We start from the raw sequence: 18,102 nt of genomic DNA, 5'->3' as shown, positions 1-18,102 counted from the left end.
ACCAGCTCGCTCAGATCGCGTACCCCTCGACAGGACCTTCCGTGTTCGGCTTCCACCCCAGCGCCGGAGCCACATGCTCGGCGAAAGCCTGCAGCACGTGCAGGTTGTAGTCGACGCCGAGCTGGTTCGGGATCGTGAGCATCAGGGTGTCCGCGGCCATCACGGCCTCGTCGTTCTTCAACTGCTCGATCAGCACGTCGGGCTCTGCCGCATAGGTCTTGCCGAACGTGGAACGGAAGCCGTCGATGACACCGATCTGGTCGCCGTTCTCCTCGCTGCGCAGACCGAAGTACGCCCGGTCCATGTCGGAGATCAGCGGGAAGACGCTCCGGCTGACCGAGACGCGCGGGGTGCCGGTGTGACCGGCCTCCTTGTATGCGGAACGGAACAGCTCGATCTGCTCGCGCTGCAGCTCGTGGAACGGCTGCCCCGTCGCCTCGGTGACCAGCGTGGAGCTCATCATGTTGAGGCCCTTGCGACCGGTCTCCTCGGCGGTGGCACGGGAACCCGATCCCCACCAGATGTGGTCGCGGAGGGTCGGAGACTGCGGCTCGATCGCGAGATAGTGCCCGGCGCCGACCATCCGAGGGTCGCCCTGAGCCAGGCGTTCGCCGTCGATCGCACGCAAGAAGATGTCGAACTTCTCGCGGGCGAGCACGCTGCCGCGCTCGGGGTCCTCCTCGTCGCGGAAGCCGAAGGCCTCATAGCCGCGAAGCGCGGTCTCGGGTGACCCACGACTCACCCCGAGTGCGATCCGCCCATCGGCGATCAGGTCGAGTGCCGCGGCCTCCTCGGCGAACTGCAGGGGGTTCTCGTAGCGCATGTCGATCACGCCGGTGCCGACCTCGATGCGCTTCGTGCGCGCGGCCATCGCCGCGAGCAACGGCATCGGAGACGCGGCCTGGCGCGCCCAGTGGTGCACCCGGACCGCAGCGCCGTTGACGCCGATCTCGTCAGCACCCTCGGCGATCGCGATCGTCTGCTTCAGCATGTCGCCCGCGGTGCGGGTCGCCGAACCTGGCACGTCGGCGTAGTGCCCGAAAGAGAGGAATCCGAAAGCCTTCATGATGTATTCGAACGCATGGATGCCATGGGCTATTCCCCCGGGAGTGGACGCGAATGGTCGCATCCAGGCATCCGAGGCGACCATTCGCGACCACTCCCCGTGGCGAGCCGTCGCAGAACGCCGGATCATGACCGAGGAAGCGACCATCTGCGACCACTCCACCCCGCGGACCACTGCACCCCGCGCACCACGCCCCCACCACCACGCGAGGGAGAGGAAGACAGGATGCCGTGGGCTATTCCGCCGGCACCAGGAAACCGTCGAGCACGAGCGAGCGGATGCGCGGCTCCAGCTCCGTCCACAGCTCGGGAAGTGCCACGTCGAACAGGTCGGCGAGGGCCTGGGCGATCTGGCCGACGGTGAGGTCGCCGTCGCAGGCGCCCACGAACGCGGCGAGCGCGGGGTCGACGTTCACCGTGCGCGCGAAACCGCCGCCCTGGCGCAGCTCGATCACGCTCGGGTCGTCGTTTCCGGGCAGCAGGTGCCGGGCCTCGGTGACATCCGCCGCGGTGACGAGCGTGGCGGGAACCCCCTCGGCGAGAAGATCGTGACCGTGCAGCCCGGTACCGAGGGCCTGACCGACGCCTGACACGTGCTGCATGAGGCGCTCCGTCCGACGCAGAGGGGTGCCGCCACCCCGGCGCATCAGCACGTACCCGAATCCGATCGAGGTCACCCCCCGGGCCGCGAAGTCGTCGAGCCAGGCGGTCAGCAGAGGCGTGAACGCCCGATCGCGCGGTCTCGTGCCGCCGTCACGGATCCACAGTTCCGCATAGCCGAGGGGCGAGAGCTGCTCGCGCTCGATCACCCAGAGGTCGAGTTCGGAGGGCACCCACGCCTCCAGTCGGGCCAGACCGGCCACCCCTCCGCGTGATTCCCAGTTGCCCAGCAGCTGCGCGATGCCGCCCTCGGTGAGGTACGACGGTGCGGTGCGCACGAACAGCTCCACCAGGGCGTCGCCGACCAGTCCGCCGTCGCGGTACTCGTACTCGGGCACATCATCGCCGCGGGGCGTGATCACGAACGGAGGGTTCGAGACGATCAGATCGAAGGCCTCACCGGCGACCGGCTCGAACATGCTGCCCAAGCGGAACTCGATGTTGCTCACACCGTTCAGCAGAGCGTTCATCTCCGCATACGCGAGCGCACGGGCCGAGATGTCGGTGGCGATCACCGTGCCGGCGCGGCGAGCCACCAGCAGTGCCTGGATGCCGCATCCGGTGCCGAGGTCGAGCGCGCGTTCCACCTCGATCGGCACCACGATCTCCGCCAGGGTGCGCGAGGCGCCGCCGACTCCCAGGACGTGGTCGGGCGGCAGCGCACCGTCGAGCGCCACCTCGTCGAGGTCGCTCGCGATCCACCACTCACCGACGCCTTCCGTGTCGACGAAGGACTGCGGGCGCAGCAGCGCGGTCGGGGTCACGGTCTCGGCATCCGCTCTCGCGAGGCCGAGACCGACGAGTCCTGCCACCCTCAGTCGTGGCAGCGCCGCCTCCACGGCTTCCCGCGGCTGCGGCATCCCGAGCACCAGAAGTCGCCCGAGGGTCGCCAGCACCCCGCCGTCACCGCGGATCTGCCGCAGGATCGGCTCGCGCATGCCGCGGGCGAGTGCGTCATCCGCTTCTTCCCCCCAGAGGCTCCGCAGAGGCTCCGAACGCAGGTCGGCGGCGTCGAGATCGGCGGCGAACGCCGCGCACAGCAGGGGCTCGGGGACGGGTGCAGGGGTGTCGGACACGGCCGTCACTCTACGCGCCTTCAGGGTTCTCCTTCCTCGGGCCTCCTAGAATCACTAGGTCAGTACTCACGATCAGCCCTGTCCCGGGCGTTCGAGGAAGACCTTCATGACCGTGACCACCCCCGAAACCGGCCCCCGTGCGCGCCTTCTGCGACTCACGCGCAGGACCGCGGTCTTCGCGATCGCACTCGGGATCTGTGGATTCGTGGCTCCGAGTGCAGCGGTCGGCGCGACAGACGACGCTCCGGCGAAGGATGACGAGACGGTCGAGCTCTATGTCTCGGCAGGCGCGCGGGGGGCCGTCGCCGTCGGCGGTTCGACGTCGGCGATCGTCACTGTGCAGAACGAGACCGAGTCGCAGCTGAGCGGCGGACGGGTGCTCGTCGAACTCAACCGCACACCTCTCGCCGACGACGACGCGATCACGACCTGGCTCGACGATGGCGAAGCCTCCGGTGACTTCACCACCCTGGGCACCGAGACCACGAGCGCCGTGGAAGCCGGCGATGAGGAGACGACGACAGTCGTCGTACCGGACGAGGTGCTCGGCGACATCGCTCCGGGTGTCTACCCGCTGCGCGCGGTTCTCACCGGAGCGAGCACGGGAGCCGCGGGATCCGATGACGAGGTCGACCGTGATGCCGACGCGACGAGCGTGCTGGTCGTCACGGCCGGCACGACCGCGAAGGTCGGCGTGCTCGTGCCGATCACGGCGACTCCGGCCGGAGGAGCGCTGCTCACGTCAGAGGAGCTCGGCACACTCACCGCCGACGACGGCGCACTCACCGCGCAGCTCGACGGCGTCACGGGTACCGCGGCGATCCTCGCCATCGACCCGGCGATCATGGCCTCGATCCGCGTGCTCGGCACAGCGGCACCCGCATCGGCGACCGAGTGGCTCGCCCGGCTCGACGAGCTGCCGAACGAGCGGTTCGCCCTCCAGTTCGGTGACGCGGATGCCACCGCGCAGGCACATGCCGAGCTCCCGTCGCTGCTGCAGCCGACCACGCTCGCACCGTTCCTCGACGAACGCAACTTCCCGAAGACGCCGGATGCTCCGCTCACCGACGCACCGACGATGAGCCCCACGCCCTCCCCCGCGGCGACGGAGGACCCCGCGCTCCCCGATGACGACGCGCTCTCGAAGGTCGAGGGCGCCACACCCGGCATCCTCTGGCCGCGCGGAGACGTCACGCAAGACGACCTGGCGACCTTCACGTCGTATCTGGAACGCGCGGCCCTCACCGTCCTCCCGTCGAGCAGCGTCGGCGGTGCGACATCGGCGCACGCCACCGTGGGGTCGTCCGCGGTCCTGGTCACCGACGATGCGGCATCGGCGGTGCTCTCGCAGGCCGCGGCAGAGAACCACGCCGCTGCGCGCCAACGTTCTCTGGCAGCAGCCACCGCGCATCTCTTCCTCGCCGCACAGAGCGACCGCAGTGCCCCCCTGCTCATCGGACTCGAGCGAGACGAGACCCGCAGTGCCGGTGCGCTGCGGGATGCGATCTCGACCGCTGACACCGCGGGCTTCGGCCTCACCGACCTCCGCGCCACGCCGGCCACGGCCGCGACCCTGACCACGGAACCCGACGCCGGCCGCGCCGCCGCCGTCCACGAGCTGCTCGCCGACGAGAACACCCTCACGGACTTCTCGTCGATCCTCGCGGACCCCCAGCTGATGCTGAGTCCGGAGCGCATCCGGATCCTGCGCACTCTCGCCGTCGGCATCCCGGCTGACTCCTTCGGCGCCGAGGTCGGTGCGCACCGCGAGGCGACGCGGGAGACCCTGAGCGCGGTCAGCATCCCTCCGTCGAGCACGATCCAGCTGCTCACAGCAGCCGCCGATCTCCCCTTCCGGGTGCGCAACGACCTGCCCTGGCCGGTCACCGTGCGGCTGACGGTCATCCCCACCGACCTGCGCCTCGATGTTGAGCCGGTGACCATCGCCCAGGTCCCGGCGAACTCCAGCACCCGCGTCAAGGTCCCGGTGTCGGCTCGTGTCGGCAGCGGTGAGCTCACACTCCGGTTGAGCCTGTCGACTCCGACCGGCGTTCCGATCGGTGGAACCGAGAGCGTCCGCGTCGCCGTGCGTGCCGAATGGGAGACCATCGGCCTGGCGGTCTTCGGCGGGCTGATCGTGGTGCTGATCGGTCTGGGTGTGTGGCGCACCGTGCGACGCCGCCGGAACGAGGCGAACGAGGAGGCGGCGGATGCAGACGCAACCGCCGATCCGGATGCCGTGGAAGAGGACGCTGTGAACACTGCCCCGGATGCCGCCTCTGCCGAGAAGCCGAATGAGTAGCCTCGGCCGCGCGAGCGCCATCATCGGCGCTGGGACCATGGTGTCGCGCGTGACGGGGTTGCTGCGCAGCATCGTGCTGGTGGCGGTCATCGGGTCGTACAAGTCCGGCCCTGCCGACGCCTTCGCCGCAGCCAATCAGCTCCCGAACAGCGTGTTCTCGCTGATCTCGGTCGGCATCCTCACCGCGGTCATCGTGCCCCAGATCGTGAAGGCCGCAGCCGATGCCGATGGCGGCAACGCCTTCATCTCGAAGCTGTTCACCCTCGGCACCGTGGTCCTCGTCGCGATCACAGCCCTCGCCACGATCGCTGCTCCGTGGCTGGTCGAGATCGTGGCGGGTGGGTTGTCGCCGACCACACAGGCCCTCGCCACCGCTCTGGCGTACTGGTGTCTTCCGCAGATCCTCTTCTACGGCCTCTACGCGCTGCTCGGCGAAGCCCTGAACGCCCGCAAGATCTACGGGCCGTTCACCTGGGCTCCGGTCGTGAACAACATCGTGTCCATCATCGGGTTCCTGGTGCTCGGTGCGGTCTTCGCACCGGTGTCGACGAACGCCTCCGCCTGGACACCGGAGATGATTGCCGCCCTCGGCGGCACGGCGACCCTGGGCATCGCCATCCAGGCCCTCATCCTCCTGTTCTTCTGGCGTCGGACCGGCCTCGCGCTGCGCCCCGACTTCCACTGGCGCGGCGTCGGGCTCGGCAACGTCGGCAAGCTTGCCGGATGGACCTTCCTGATGGCCTTCGCCTCTCTCGCAGCCGGGGTGCTGCAGGGGCGGATCGTGAGTGCGGCGTCCGAATCCGGTGCCTCGCTCGCGGTGACCGCCAACGCGTGGCTGATCTTCATGCTGCCGTACTCGGTCATCGTGCTGTCGATCGGGACGCCCTACTTCACGCAGATCAGCGAGCATGCCGCAGCAGGACGGACGACGGAGGTGCGGGCGGACATCGCCCGCAGCATCCGAACTCTCCTGTTCTTCATCATCGCCGCGGTCGCCGCAGTCGCCGCGGCGGCCGTGCCCGCATCCCGCGTCTTCACCAAGCCCACAGAGACGGTCTCGGCAGCGAGCGCCGCCGAAGGAGCCGCCCTCGTCCTGCTCTGCTACCTCGTGAGCCTGATCCCGCTCACGATCCTCTTCATCGTGCAGCGCACGTTCTACGCCTACGACGACACCCGCACGCCGTTCTGGTTCACGATCTTCCAGTGCGTGCTCATCGTGGCGACCACTCTCGCCGCCTGGGGTCTGCTCGAGGCCGATGTCATCCCGATCACCTCTCTCGCCGCTGCGGTGGCTCTCGGGCAGTCGATCGCGAGCATCCTGCAGACCGTCGTGGCGACCTGGTTGCTGCACCGCAAGATCGGCGGCCTGCAGGTCGGGAGCTGGATGCTCACGATCGGCCGCTTCGCCGTCGCCGGCATCCCCGCGGGTCTCGCCGGCTGGGGGGTCTACCTGCTCTCCGGAGGCGCCGACGGATGGATGGTCGCCGGCCAGTTCCTCGGCGCCGTCGGAACCGCCGTCATCGGCCTTGTCGTGGTCGTGGTCTACATCGGGATCCTCGCCCTGATGCGCGCCCCTGAACTCAGCGTCGCCGGTTCCCTGGTGCGACGGTTCCTGCCCGGCCGCTGAGCCTGCCGTCGAGCCGTCTCCCAGCCCGGCGCGCGACCCTGGTCAGGGAATGCCTCGCGGCTACCATGGGTTGAAGCACTCGAAGGTCATTCGACTGCAGTTTCTAAGACGGAGAGCACATGCGTCAGGTCATCATCATCGGCTCCGGCCCCGCCGGATTCACGGCTGCCATCTACGCAGCCCGAGCGAACCTCAAGCCGCTGCTCATCGCGAGCTCGGTCGAGGTCGGCGGCGAGCTGATGAACACCACCGAGGTCGAGAACTACCCGGGCTTCCCCGAGGGCATCCAGGGCCCAGAGCTGATGGCGAAGTTCCAGGAGCAGGCCGAGAAGTTCGGCACCGAGGTCGTCTACGACGACGTCACCGAGCTGCAGCTCGACGGCCCCGTCAAGAAGGTCATCCTCGGCAGCGGTGCAGAGCACGAGACCAGGGCGCTGATCTACGCGACCGGCTCGGCCTACCGCAAGCTCGACATCGAGGGCGAGGAGCGTCTCTCCGGCTACGGTGTCTCGTGGTGCGCCACCTGCGACGGCTTCTTCTTCCGCGAGAAGACGATCGCCGTCGTCGGCGGCGGTGACTCGGCGATGGAGGAGGCGACCTTCCTCACGCGCTTCGCGGAGAAGGTCTACGTCATCCACCGCAAGGACTCCCTCCGCGCCTCGAAGATCATGCAGGAGCGCGCGTTCGCGAACGAGAAGATCGAGTTCGTGTGGAACAGCGAGGTCGCAGAGGTGCTCGGTGGAGACTCCGTGACCGGCGTCCAGCTGCGTTCCACGGTCGACGGCACCCTGCGCGACCTGCCGCTCGACGGACTCTTCATCGCGATCGGCAACGACCCGCGCACGCACCTCGTGCACGACAAGCTGAAGCTCACGGATGAAGGCACCATCTGGGTCGACGGACGCTCCTCTGTGACCTCGATCCCCGGCGTCTTCGCTGCCGGAGACGTCATCGACCCGACCTACCGCCAGGCCATCACGGCTGCCGGGTCCGGAACGGTCGCCGCCCTCGACGCGGAGCACTTCCTCGCGGATTTTGACGATGCCTCGGTCGAGTTCCCGGCTGCCGAAGCCGCCGAGATCCTCACCGCCTGACGCGGCGGGAACAGTTTCACCTCGTCGGCTGTTGTAGCAGACGAACCTCGAATCAAGGAGAACTCTGATGAGTGCAAAGGCTACGAGCCAGGCGACCTGGGAGCAGGACGTTCTGCAGGCCGACGGTCCCGTGCTGGTGGACTTCTGGGCGGAATGGTGCGGCCCGTGTCGCATGGTCGCCCCGGTGCTGGACGAGATCCAGGCCGACAACCCCGACAAGATCACCATCCTCAAGCTCAACGTGGATGAGAATCCTGAGCTGGCGATGAAGTACCAGATCACGTCGATCCCGGCGATGAAGGTCTTCAGCGGTGGTGAGGTCAAGACGACCATCATCGGCGCGAAGCCGAAGTTCGCTCTCGAGAAGGACCTCGCCGCTTTCATCGGCTGATCCCCTCACACGTCCAGGCCGCCGTCTCCCCCGGGAGGCGGCGGCCTTTCGTCATCCCCGGCGCGGTTATCCCCGGCGCGGTTATCGCCCACGCGGCTACCCCCGACGCGGTTGCCCCGACGAATCGCGGAGTCTCGGACGAATCCCGGAGCTTCCACCGTGACTCGTTCAGCGAAGTGTCATCCTTTCCGGGATGTGTCGCCGTGCGCGACTGCCTGGGGATCCGCCTACTTGTCGGAGACGGGGACAGAAGGCAGGCCCCGCGCCTCGCGCGCGCGGTCGACGATCTCCTGAATGACGGGTGTCTTCGCCTCGTTGTACGACGACTGTCCACGCGCAGCCGCCGCGACGGCGTCGCACTTGGCGTGCGTGTACCGGTCGGCGTCCATCGGATGCGTCAGCAGCCAGTCGCGCAGGATCCGCTGGTTCACGTCGTCCCAGTCGACAGCCGGGAAGAAGTGCGCGATGCGGGTGCGGATGCCGTCTGACTCGAACACCATCACCGGGTGTGTGCGCACCCCGCTGCCGAGGCGCCACCCGAAGCGTTCCAGCGCTTCCCGATGCCGCGCAAAGTCCGCCATGTCCGCGACCCGCACCGCGAGGTCGATGATGGGCTTCGCCCGCATGCCCGGCACCGCGGTCGAACCGATGTGCTCGACGACCCAGGCCGGGTCGCCGTGCGCACGCAGCTCGGCAGCGATGCGCTCGAACTGCGCCGGCCAGTCCGGGTCGTAGGCGACCAGCTGCCGCGGCATCGTCAGGAGGCGTCGGCGACCGACGGGTCCCAGCGCCGGTGGCGCTGCTTCTCGTCCAGGAGGCCCCAGACGGCCGGGGTGAGCTCCGGGTACTCCAGCGCGATCTGACGCAGCACACGGTAGTGCCGAGCGGCGTTGGGGCGCACTCCATCGTTCGCGGTGATGTTGTCGGCCCGCAGGAGGTACACCACGAGCTCGTCGACGCTCGGCAACTCCTCCATGAACTCCCAGGGGTCCTCTCCGCCGAGGAGTCGCTCCTGGATGAGCACGGCGAGCTCGTCGGTCGCCTCCGCACGCAGCACTTCGAGGCTGGCGCGGCGGGGGACGGACTCGGTCATACCTCCAGCCTACGCGCGCGTGCGCCGTGGTCGGCGCTCGATCTTCACCTCGTCGCTCATCTCCTCCAGCTCTTTGCCCTTGGTCTCCGCCACCTGGAAGTACACGAAGAAGAACGACAGCAGCGCGAAGAAGGCATAGAAGCCGTAGGCGAACGGAAGGCCGATCTGCGCGAAGGCGGGGAACGTCGTGGAGATGAAGAAGTTCGCCGCCCACTGCGCCGCTGCGGCGACCGCGAGAGCACCAGCACGGATCGAGTTCGGGAACATCTCTCCCAGGAGCACCCACACCAGCGGGCCCCAGGTCGCCCCGAAGAACACCACGAACGCATTGGCGCAGATCAGCGCCACGGTCGACCACGGGTCGGGGAGCGTGACCGAGCCGGCGGAATCCAGGGTGCCGAACGAGAAGGCGAGTGCCATCAGCCCGAGCGAGATGGTCATGCCCACTGAGCCGACGAGCAGCATGATGCGCCGCCCCACCTTGTCGACCAGCAGGATCGCCACGATCGTCACGGCGATGTTGGTCACAGAGGTGATCACGGTGATCGTGAGCGCTTGCGCTTCACCGAAGCCCACCGACTGCCACAGCGTCGTCGAGTAGTAGAAGATGACGTTGATGCCGACGAACTGCTGGAAGACGGAGAGCAGGATGCCGACCCACACGATCGGTTTCAGCCCGAAACGGTTGCCCCGGAGGTCGCGCAACGACTCCGACCGCTCGGTGTTGATCGTTCCGGTGATCTCCTTGATCTTCGCGTCGACGTCGACCGTCCCGGTCACGGCGGTCAGCACCTCGGATGCCTTCTCCAGCTGCCCCTTGGCGACCAGGTAGCGCGGAGACTCCGGCAGGCGCAGCGCCATGACACCGTAGACGATCGCGGGGATCGCCTCGGCGATGAACATCCAGCGCCATGCGTACAGACCCCAGAGCGGCTCTGCGGCTCCGCCGGCGACATCTGCAAGCATCGCATCGGACAGCAGGGCGACGAAGATGCCGGTGACGATAGCGAGCTGCTGGAGCGATCCCAGACGTCCTCGCATCCGTGCCGGGGAGACCTCTGCGATGTAGGCCGGCGCGATCACCGATGCCGCGCCGACACCGAGTCCGCCGACGACGCGCCAGATGATGAGGTCCACGACGCTGAAGGCGAGGCCGGAGCCGATCGATGAGACGAGGAACAGGATGGCAGCGGCCACCATGATCGGGATGCGGCCGTAGCGGTTCGCGAGCGGACCGGCGAACCACGCACCCACCGCACAGCCGATCAGCGCGGATGAGACGGCGAAACCCTTGAGTCCGACCCCGAGGTCGAACCCGGAACCGGATCCCGCAAGGGCGTCCACCGCACCGTTGATCACCGCGGTGTCGAATCCGAACAGGAAGCCGCCCAATGCCGCCGCGATGCTGATCGCGATCACGCGACCCTTCAGAGCTGAACCCGATGGTGTCGCTGACATGATGTCCTCCCCGACGTCTGTTGAGGGGAGTCTAGGCCCGCCTCGATGCACCCAGGGCGACGTCAGCTCTTGCCGTAACCTTCTTCGCCGAGTTCCTCGAGGATGCGATTCAGATCCTGGATCGACGCGAAATCAATCGTGACCTGGCCTTTTCGAGCGCCCAATGCGATCTTGACGCGCGTGTTCAGGCGATCACCGAGCTTGCCGGCCACCTCGTCGAGGTAGGCGCGTCGCGCCCCAGGCGTCGGCTTCGGCGTCGAGCCCGCCGCGGCCGGCTGGCGCTTGGCGACCTCTTCCGTCGCACGGACGGACAGATCCTCGTTCACGACCTTGTCGGCGAGACGCTGCATGGCTTCGGCGTCGTCGAGACTCAGGATCGCACGTGCGTGCCCGGCGGTGAGCACGCCGGCCGCGACCCGCTGCTGCACGGGGACCGGGAGCTTGAGCAGGCGGATGGTGTTGCTGATCTGCGGGCGCGAGCGTCCGATGCGCGTCGCGAGCTCCTCCTGCGTGATGCCGAAGTCCTCGAGCAGCTGCTGGTAGGCCGACGCCTCTTCCAGCGGGTTGAGCTCCGAACGATGCAGGTTCTCGAGCAGGGCATCTCGCAGCAGGTCTTCATCGGCGGTCTCGCGCACGATCGCGGGGATGGTCTCCAGGCCCGCCTCTCGCGCCGCTCGGGTACGCCGCTCCCCCATGATGAGCTCGTAGTCACCCTCGGAGTTCTTGCGCACCACCACAGGCTGCAGCACACCGAACTCGCGCACGCTGTGCACTAGCTCGGCGAGATCTTCGGCATTGAAGTGCGTGCGCGGCTGCCGCGGGTTCGGGACGATCTTCTGCGGGTCGACCTGTACCAGGTGGATGCCGGGGACCGCCGTCAGATCGGGCTCCGCGGTCGGGGCTGTGCTCTCCGGCGACGGGCGCAGGCTCGCGCCGGGGAAGAACACGTCCACGGGACGCTCGGACTGATCGGCGGTCGGGATGAGGGCGCCGATTCCACGGCCCAATCCAGTGCGCTTCGCCATCATTTCTCCTTGCTCTGCGACGCTGTGCGCGACGCGATCTCGACAGCGGCCTCGCGATACGCGATCGCTCCGGCGGATTGCCCATCGTAGGCGATCACGGTCTGGCCGAAACTCGGGGCTTCCGACACCCGCACGGAACGCGGGATGACGGTTTCGAGCACCTGAGTCGGGAAGTGGGTACGGACCTCGTCTGCGACCTGTTGCGCCAGGCGTGTACGCCCATCGAACATCGTCAGCAGGATGGTCGAGAGGTGAAGCGCCGGGTTCAGGTGCTTCTGGATCATCTGGATGCTGCCGAGCAGCTGACTGAGACCTTCCAGCGCGTAGTACTCGCACTGGATCGGGATGAACACCTCGGATGCCGCGGTGAACGCGTTGATGGTGAGAAGGCCCAGAGACGGCGGGCAGTCGATGATCACGAAATCCATCGGACTGTCCGCGAGGTAGTCTTCCAGCGCGCGACGCAGGCGGTGCTCTCGGGCGACCTGAGCGACGAGCTCGATCTCAGCACCGGCCAGATGGATCGTGCTCGGCGCGCAGAACAGGTTCGAGTTCTCCGGACTCTGCTGAATGATGTCAGCGAGGGGGAACTCATCGATCAGCACGTCGTAGACGCTGGGGATGTCCGCACTGTGAGGAACTCCGAGCGCCGTCGAGGCATTGCCCTGGGGGTCGAGATCGATCACGAGGACCTTGGCGCCCAGTCCCGCGAGGGCCGAAGCGACGTTGACGGCCGTGGTCGTCTTACCGACGCCGCCCTTCTGGTTGGACACCGTCAGGACGCGTGTGTTCCCCGTGAACTCCACTTTCGCGGATTCAAGGGCACGCCGCCGAGCGGAGAGGTCTGCGAGTTCCCGCGCGAGCGGTGTATCCATACCGAACGGATCGTTCGAGGATGCCTTTTCGGACTGTTTCACGTGAAACATCCACTCCTTTCGGGGCCGCGTTCTACTCTAATCGCTGCGACGGACGGTGATCGTCGGTCGTTCGGCCGTCGGGCGTGCTCCTCGGCGGCCAGGAAGCACCCCTGCAGCCGTCGTCAGCGGTCCGCAGCACGGGATCGTCGTCCCCCTCCCCCGATGTGACGTCGAGACCGGCATGCCGCTCTCATCGCCATCCAGCCACAGGGGTCGCGTCGTGTTCGCAGAAGGAGGCCTTCTCTCACCGGACGCAGTGCCTTCCATGATGCCCGAGCCGCGGCGCAGCGTCGATAGCCGAATCCCACCTCGATCCCACGTCGTCGGTGAGCACGAGACCTTCCGCATCGAGCGGACTGCTGGCCCCGTAGCGCGTGTTTCACGTGAAACCACGCCATCCACTCCCCCACTGCAAGACGCTGCGCAACCGGGGGCCTTCACGTGCGGTTCCTCGGCGGGGGTGATCGTGAGATGAGGCTCCCGTACGTCAGCGCAGTGGCCGTGAATGACGGGAGCAGGAGGGAGTCCGACCGTCCGCGTGGCACGGATCTCCCGGGCCGGCCCGGTGCGTACGGCACCCCGGCAGTGGCCCACCTCGAGCGCTCGACGCGCAACAGGTGGATCGGCCATCCTGACTCAGACCGCGAAGCGCCGGGAGCGAGGACGATGTTTCACATGAAACACGCTCCTCATCGATGTGAAGAACAGTCATGCATGGTGGGGTTCTGTGATCGGAGCGCGGCGTGATGGTGACCCCAGGGAACGGACTCCGGGTGCTCGGCTCCGGGGATCCCTGACGAGAAGAGCCCCGGGAGCGGGAGTCGGTCCTCGGTGCGCGGCAGTGGTTGGCGCGTCTGCCCCCGGGCTGGTACCGCAGGCGAGAAGCGAGAGCGTCGCCTCGCCGAGACGACCTGGTGCGCAGAATCTGCGTCGTCACCCCGGCCAGGGCTTCCGATGCTTCCCGTGAAACACCTCACCCCGCCCCCAAGCGCGCTGAACACCGCCACGCAGCACCCCATCGCAGAGCACCGTCCGAGCTGTGAGCCGCGGGTGATGGCGCCTCGCCGTGGGGGTCCGAGTGTGGTCCACAGGATTCGACGTGGATGAGAGGCAGCCCCGTGCACGGGCCTCGGACAGCCACGTGGCGTGCAGCGGACGTACGCGTCGAGCCTCCACTCCCCCAGTCCTGACACGACGACACCCGCCGGGTCACAGGGTGCAGGGGCGCAGGCCATGATGAGGGTGTGCGAACGCGATGTTTCACGTGAAACGCGATACCTCCGCGCGCAGCTAGTCGCGCAGGTCGAGATCGATCGCCCTGGATCGACCCTCTAGATGAGGCCGTGCGGCAACACGTGTGGGAGCCTCTGAATCGGAGGGATGAAGTACCCGCAGGTCCCGCTCGGTGGTCACGGTGCGTGTCTCTCAACCACCAGCGCATCACTCACGAAACGCGACAGGACCAGTGACGAACGGTCTACCGGACGCTCCCTGCAGGGAACCCACCGGTCGGGTGCGATGTTTCACGTGAAACATCGACGGTGGAAGTACTCGTAGATCGCGCACATCACCGTCGCGAGCCCTGTGGATGGATCTGTGGAGCGAGCCCGGATCGATGACCGGGACACCCGCGGCCTCTCCTCCACACTCGCCGTGTTCCTTGTGAACGACTGGGATCTCGGACCCCTCGCCCTTCCCGGCCGCTTTCATGCGGCCTGTGGATAACATCCTCATCTGATCCATAGGCTGCGGCAGAGATCCCGCCCCGCGACGCGATTCGTTGCCACTGTCTCACGTGGGCATGTCTTCCCACACACCGCGAACACGCATCCTCAGGCACCCTCCGTCAGACCGCTGTCGGGGAGCCATCACGCGAACGTGCCATCCCTGAGTAGCTCCTTGAGACAATGACCATCCCGCCCTCTCAGCCTGCCGACGATACCTGGTGACAGCCATGCGTTCGCGTTTCACGTGAAACATCCACCGACAGCGAGCGGGCATCACGCGGGCTACCGACGCCGAACATGGTGCGATCTCCGCGACGGCACTCGCCCACGCCGCGGACGCCAAGCCTCCACGTCTACCAGCACCCGAAGACCTTCCGCTGCGACAGTCCGCAGGCACAAACGACACCAGGCACAAACGACACCAGGCACAGACGAGATCGTCGCCGCCGATCCCAATGGCAGCCCCGCTCAGTTGCGCGAGGACCCCCGGGCCCGGGGCTCACGCACAAAAGCGCACGCGTCATGCCCCGACGATATGACGCTGACGTGACCGTCGCGCAGCGCATGTTTCACGTGAAACACAGCGTGCGTGATCTACCGGACCACGGCCCGCAGTACCCGGGTCGTCTCAGCGAGCACTCCTTCGCCGAGAACTTCAACGCGCACGTTCGACAGCCGGAACTTCTTGATCGGCTTCTGCGCCGCCTCGATCTCGTTCTCGACGTTCATCCCCTTGAGCAGCGCGAGCTCTCCCCCGTCTTTCACCAGGGGCGCAGTCAGAGGGATGAGGGTACGCAACGCGCTCACAGCTCGCGCCGTCACGACGTCGAATCCCTCAGGACGGCGCACATCCTCAGCGCGAGCGCGGTGCACCTCTACGTTCTCCAGCGCCAGCGCCGTCACCTGCTCGTTGAGCCAGGTGACACGCCGCTCCATCGGCTCGATGAGGGTCCACTGCACATCCGGCCGGGCGATGGCGAGCACCAACCCGGGAAGGCCGGCACCGGAACCGATGTCCGCCACAGATCCATGGAAAAGCGGAGCCGCGATCACACTGTTCAGGATGTGGCGCGTCCACAGCCGAGGGAGCTCGAGCGGACCGATCAGGCCGCGTTCCACCCCTTCGCGCGCGAGAGCATCCGTGAACGCCCGTGCCTCGTCGATCCGATCACCGAAGAGCTCGGCAGCGATCACCGGCTCCACCTCGAGACCGGTCATGCTCCCACTCCCGACGAGTGTTTCACGTGAAACATCAACGACGGCGGAGGACCGTATGCCGGTCTGCACCCTCGCCGTAAGACTCCGACACCAGACCACGGTCCGAGGCGATGTCATGCACCAGCTTGCGCTCGTAGCTCGACATGGCCGGCAGCGACGCCTGCGACGAGCCCTCGTCGAGCTTCGCTGCGGCGGCATCGACCAGGGTCTCCAGCTGGCGACGACGGATGTCGCGAGATCCGCCGATATCCAGGATCAGACGAGAGAACGCACCGGTCTTGTTCTGGACCGCGAGGCGCGTCAGCTCCTGCAGAGCCTGCACCGTATCGGGCGCAGAGAGCAGAGCCAATCCGTCATCCTCCGCTTCGACCGACACGTAGGCACGGCCCTGACGAACGTCGAGGTTCAGATCACCGTCGATGTCGGCGATGTCGAGGAGTTCCTCGAGGTAGTCCGCGGCGATATCGCCTTCGTTCTCGAGCTGAGCCACCGTGGGCTCGACGCTCTCCGTCACGCTCTCGGTCATGAGGCGCTCCCCTTCTTCTTCGCACGCTTCTTGCCGACCGGCTGCTGACGCTTCGGGGCCTCGGCCTTCGCCTTCTCGACTTCCTCGAGCTTGCGCTGCTGCTCAGCCTCGTACACCGACATCGGAACGACCTTGCCCGACGAATCGATCGCCTTGCCCTTGCGAGCCAAGCGCTCCTCACGAGCCTTCGCAGCTTCAGAGCCGGGGGTCGGCATCTCACGGATGACGAGGAACTGCTGTCCCATGGTCCAGAGGTTCGAGATGAACCAGTACACGACGACGCCGAGCGGGAAGAAGATTCCCGAGAAGATGAAGCCCAGGGGCAGCACGTAGAGCATGATCTTCTGCATCTGGTACGCCTGGCCGGTCTTGGCCTCGGGCGACAGGTTCTTCGAGATGATCTGCAGTTGGGTGAAGAACTGCGAACCGATCATGAGCACGACGAGCGTGACGAGGATGATGATCGCCGTGGTGTTGCCCACGTCGATCGCATTCCCCAGGTTCTCGTGCAGTGAGGCGACACCGAAGAGCTTGGCGTCGTAGAACTCCTTGGTGAGCTCCGGGCTCAGCAGGCCCACACCACCGATGCCGTCCTTCGCGTGTTTGCTGACGTCGCTCAGCACGCTGAAAAGGGAGAAGAAGATCGGCATCTGCACCAGCAGAGGCAGGCAGCTCGACATCGGCGTCGTGCCGTGCTTCTTGTACAGCGCCATCGTCTCGCGGCTCATGGCCTCGCGAGAGAGCTGATCCTTCTTACCGCGGTACTTCTCCTGAACTTTTCGCAGCTCAGGAGCAATTTCCATCATCTTTCGCTGGCTCTTGATCTGCTTCACGAAGAGCGGGATCAGTGCCGCGCGCACCACGATGACGAGACCGACGATCGACAGCACCCACGTAAGCCCGGATGCTGCCGGCAGACCGACCGCGGTGAGCAGCCAGTGCCAAGCGACGAGAATCAGCTCGACGACCCACTTCAGCGGCCACAGAATGGTGCCGAGCAGATCGAAGCCTCCCGCTGCGGGCGCGTCGCTGGGGGTGGTGCTGGCTAGTAGGAGATCAAGACCCACTGATCAGTCCTTTCGGGCAGGGACGACGAAACCGCGAGCAGTCAGGTCGTAGCGGAAGTGCTTGTGCGGCTGAACGTCATCGACGCCACCGCGAGACCAAGGGTTGCAACGGAGGATGCGCCAGGCCGAGACCAGGGATCCCCGCACAGCGCCGTGCTGTTGCACTGCACCTACAGCGTAGGCGGAACACGAGGGGTAGTACGCACAGACATCTCCATACAGAGGAGAGATCACGGTGCGATATCCCGAGAGGAATCCCAGCACCAGGTTGCGGGGGATCAGCGGGATGCTCCGCAGGAGATCGCGCCCCTGAAGATGCGCGTCGCCGATCGACGAAGCCGGAAGAGCCGTCATGTCCGTACCTCGGCAGGCGCCGGACTCAGTCGACCGAGGCAGCGGTTCACATCCGCACTCAGTTCGGCATAGGTCGCGGTGGCAGACGCAGGAAGGGCACGGATGACGACATCCGTGCCCTCGGGGACGCGCGGCAGCGCCTCCGCGCAGACGGCTTTGAGCCGCCGGCGTACGGAGTTGCGCACCACGGCGTTCCCCACCTGCTTGCTGATGATGAAACCGAACCGTGCAGCGGTGCTCTCGCCCGTCGACAACATCGAGGTCACGACGCGCGCCCCGCCACAACGGGATCCCCGTCGAACGACCAATCGATAGTCGCTCCCGCGGGTCAGCCGATACGGGCGGGCGAGCACAGCGGACTACGCGGAGAGCTCGGTGCGGCCCTTCGCGCGACGAGCGGCGAGGATGCCGCGGCCGGCGCGGGTGCGCATGCGAGCACGGAAGCCGTGCTTCTTGGCACGACGACGGTTGTTGGGCTGGAAGGTGCGCTTAGTCATGGAAT

Annotated in this window: 17 protein-coding genes; 4 read left to right on the top strand and 13 right to left on the bottom strand. The window is 66.9% G+C overall.

The features are described 5' to 3' along the window. Nucleotides 1-10: 10 nt before the first annotated feature. Together ACIOVG_RS07895 and ACIOVG_RS07890 are read right to left on the bottom strand one after the other, a co-directional pair. Nucleotides 11-1,066 carry an LLM class flavin-dependent oxidoreductase gene (locus tag ACIOVG_RS07895; RefSeq protein ID WP_400871217.1) on the bottom strand — a complete coding sequence of 352 codons (1,056 nt, stop codon included), beginning with the start codon at nucleotides 1,064-1,066 and terminating at the stop codon, nucleotides 11-13. Nucleotides 1,067-1,301: 235 nt separating this feature from the next. After that, a complete protein-coding gene (locus tag ACIOVG_RS07890; RefSeq protein WP_400871214.1) occupies nucleotides 1,302-2,810 on the bottom strand; it encodes a methyltransferase in 1,509 nt (502 codons plus the stop codon). Nucleotides 2,811-2,907: 97 nt separating this feature from the next. Here ACIOVG_RS07890 and ACIOVG_RS07885 point away from each other — a divergent pair, with 97 nt between their 5' ends. The 4 genes from ACIOVG_RS07885 to trxA all read left to right on the top strand — a co-directional run bounded on the left by ACIOVG_RS07885 (nucleotide 2,908) and on the right by trxA (nucleotide 8,215). Continuing rightward, the gene (locus ACIOVG_RS07885; RefSeq protein ID WP_400871211.1) at nucleotides 2,908-5,103 is read left to right on the top strand and encodes a DUF6049 family protein; all 2,196 of its coding nucleotides are present in this window, start codon (nucleotides 2,908-2,910) and stop codon (nucleotides 5,101-5,103) included. Then, nucleotides 5,096-6,730 carry a murein biosynthesis integral membrane protein MurJ gene (gene murJ / locus ACIOVG_RS07880; RefSeq protein WP_400871208.1) on the top strand — a complete coding sequence of 545 codons (1,635 nt, stop codon included), beginning with the start codon at nucleotides 5,096-5,098 and terminating at the stop codon, nucleotides 6,728-6,730. Before ACIOVG_RS07885 ends, murJ begins: the two co-directional genes overlap by 8 nt. Before the next feature lie 119 nt (nucleotides 6,731-6,849). Continuing rightward, complete coding sequence (gene trxB / locus ACIOVG_RS07875; RefSeq protein WP_400871205.1) at nucleotides 6,850-7,824, top strand: thioredoxin-disulfide reductase; 975 nt, start codon at nucleotides 6,850-6,852, stop codon at nucleotides 7,822-7,824. Between the two features lie 67 nt (nucleotides 7,825-7,891). Then, nucleotides 7,892-8,215 (top strand): thioredoxin, encoded by a 324-nt coding sequence (trxA, locus tag ACIOVG_RS07870; RefSeq protein ID WP_017203843.1) that lies wholly within the window; start codon nucleotides 7,892-7,894, stop codon nucleotides 8,213-8,215. A gap of 227 nt (nucleotides 8,216-8,442) precedes the next feature. Here the strand turns inward: trxA and ACIOVG_RS07865 are convergent, their stop codons facing one another. From ACIOVG_RS07865 to rpmH, 11 genes are all read right to left on the bottom strand, one after another. Next, the gene (locus ACIOVG_RS07865; RefSeq protein ID WP_400871201.1) at nucleotides 8,443-8,970 is read right to left on the bottom strand and encodes a GrpB family protein; all 528 of its coding nucleotides are present in this window, start codon (nucleotides 8,968-8,970) and stop codon (nucleotides 8,443-8,445) included. 2 nt (nucleotides 8,971-8,972) lie between these two features. Then, complete coding sequence (locus tag ACIOVG_RS07860; protein ID WP_400871198.1) at nucleotides 8,973-9,308, bottom strand: tryptophan synthase subunit alpha; 336 nt, start codon at nucleotides 9,306-9,308, stop codon at nucleotides 8,973-8,975. A gap of 9 nt (nucleotides 9,309-9,317) precedes the next feature. Further along, nucleotides 9,318-10,766: a sugar porter family MFS transporter gene (locus ACIOVG_RS07855; RefSeq protein ID WP_400871195.1), complete on the bottom strand. Its 1,449-nt coding sequence runs from the start codon at nucleotides 10,764-10,766 to the stop codon at nucleotides 9,318-9,320. Between the two features lie 62 nt (nucleotides 10,767-10,828). Further along, the gene (locus ACIOVG_RS07850; protein ID WP_400871192.1) at nucleotides 10,829-11,791 is read right to left on the bottom strand and encodes a ParB/RepB/Spo0J family partition protein; all 963 of its coding nucleotides are present in this window, start codon (nucleotides 11,789-11,791) and stop codon (nucleotides 10,829-10,831) included. Continuing rightward, nucleotides 11,791-12,717, bottom strand: a complete 927-nt coding sequence (locus ACIOVG_RS07845; RefSeq protein ID WP_400871189.1) for a ParA family protein — start codon at nucleotides 12,715-12,717, stop codon at nucleotides 11,791-11,793. Before ACIOVG_RS07845 ends, ACIOVG_RS07850 begins: the two co-directional genes overlap by 1 nt. Nucleotides 12,718-15,029: 2,312 nt before the next feature. After that, on the bottom strand, nucleotides 15,030-15,653 hold the full coding sequence (gene rsmG, locus ACIOVG_RS07840) for a 16S rRNA (guanine(527)-N(7))-methyltransferase RsmG (RefSeq protein ID WP_400871186.1): 624 nt from the start codon (nucleotides 15,651-15,653) through the stop codon (nucleotides 15,030-15,032). Between the two features lie 34 nt (nucleotides 15,654-15,687). Then, a complete protein-coding gene (locus ACIOVG_RS07835) occupies nucleotides 15,688-16,179 on the bottom strand; it encodes a protein jag (protein ID WP_400871183.1) in 492 nt (163 codons plus the stop codon). Beyond that, complete coding sequence (yidC, locus tag ACIOVG_RS07830) at nucleotides 16,176-17,246, bottom strand: membrane protein insertase YidC (RefSeq protein ID WP_400871180.1); 1,071 nt, start codon at nucleotides 17,244-17,246, stop codon at nucleotides 16,176-16,178. Before yidC ends, ACIOVG_RS07835 begins: the two co-directional genes overlap by 4 nt. Nucleotides 17,247-17,249: 3 nt before the next feature. Next, entirely contained in the window at nucleotides 17,250-17,600 is a 351-nt protein-coding gene (yidD, locus tag ACIOVG_RS07825) for a membrane protein insertion efficiency factor YidD (RefSeq protein WP_400871177.1), read from the bottom strand. Next, nucleotides 17,597-17,953: a ribonuclease P protein component gene (gene rnpA / locus ACIOVG_RS07820; protein ID WP_400871174.1), complete on the bottom strand. Its 357-nt coding sequence runs from the start codon at nucleotides 17,951-17,953 to the stop codon at nucleotides 17,597-17,599. The genes yidD and rnpA overlap by 4 nt, the downstream gene beginning before the upstream one ends. A gap of 6 nt (nucleotides 17,954-17,959) precedes the next feature. Then, nucleotides 17,960-18,097: a 50S ribosomal protein L34 gene (gene rpmH / locus ACIOVG_RS07815; RefSeq protein WP_045278552.1), complete on the bottom strand. Its 138-nt coding sequence runs from the start codon at nucleotides 18,095-18,097 to the stop codon at nucleotides 17,960-17,962. Nucleotides 18,098-18,102: the final 5 nt, after the last annotated feature.

Origin of the sequence: Microbacterium sp. NPDC087591 (genome assembly GCF_044743625.1) — a bacterium.
GTDB lineage: Bacteria > Actinomycetota > Actinomycetes > Actinomycetales > Microbacteriaceae > Microbacterium.
The sequence above is the reverse complement of the archived record's forward strand: the minus strand, read 5'-3'. Positions and strand labels throughout refer to the sequence as shown.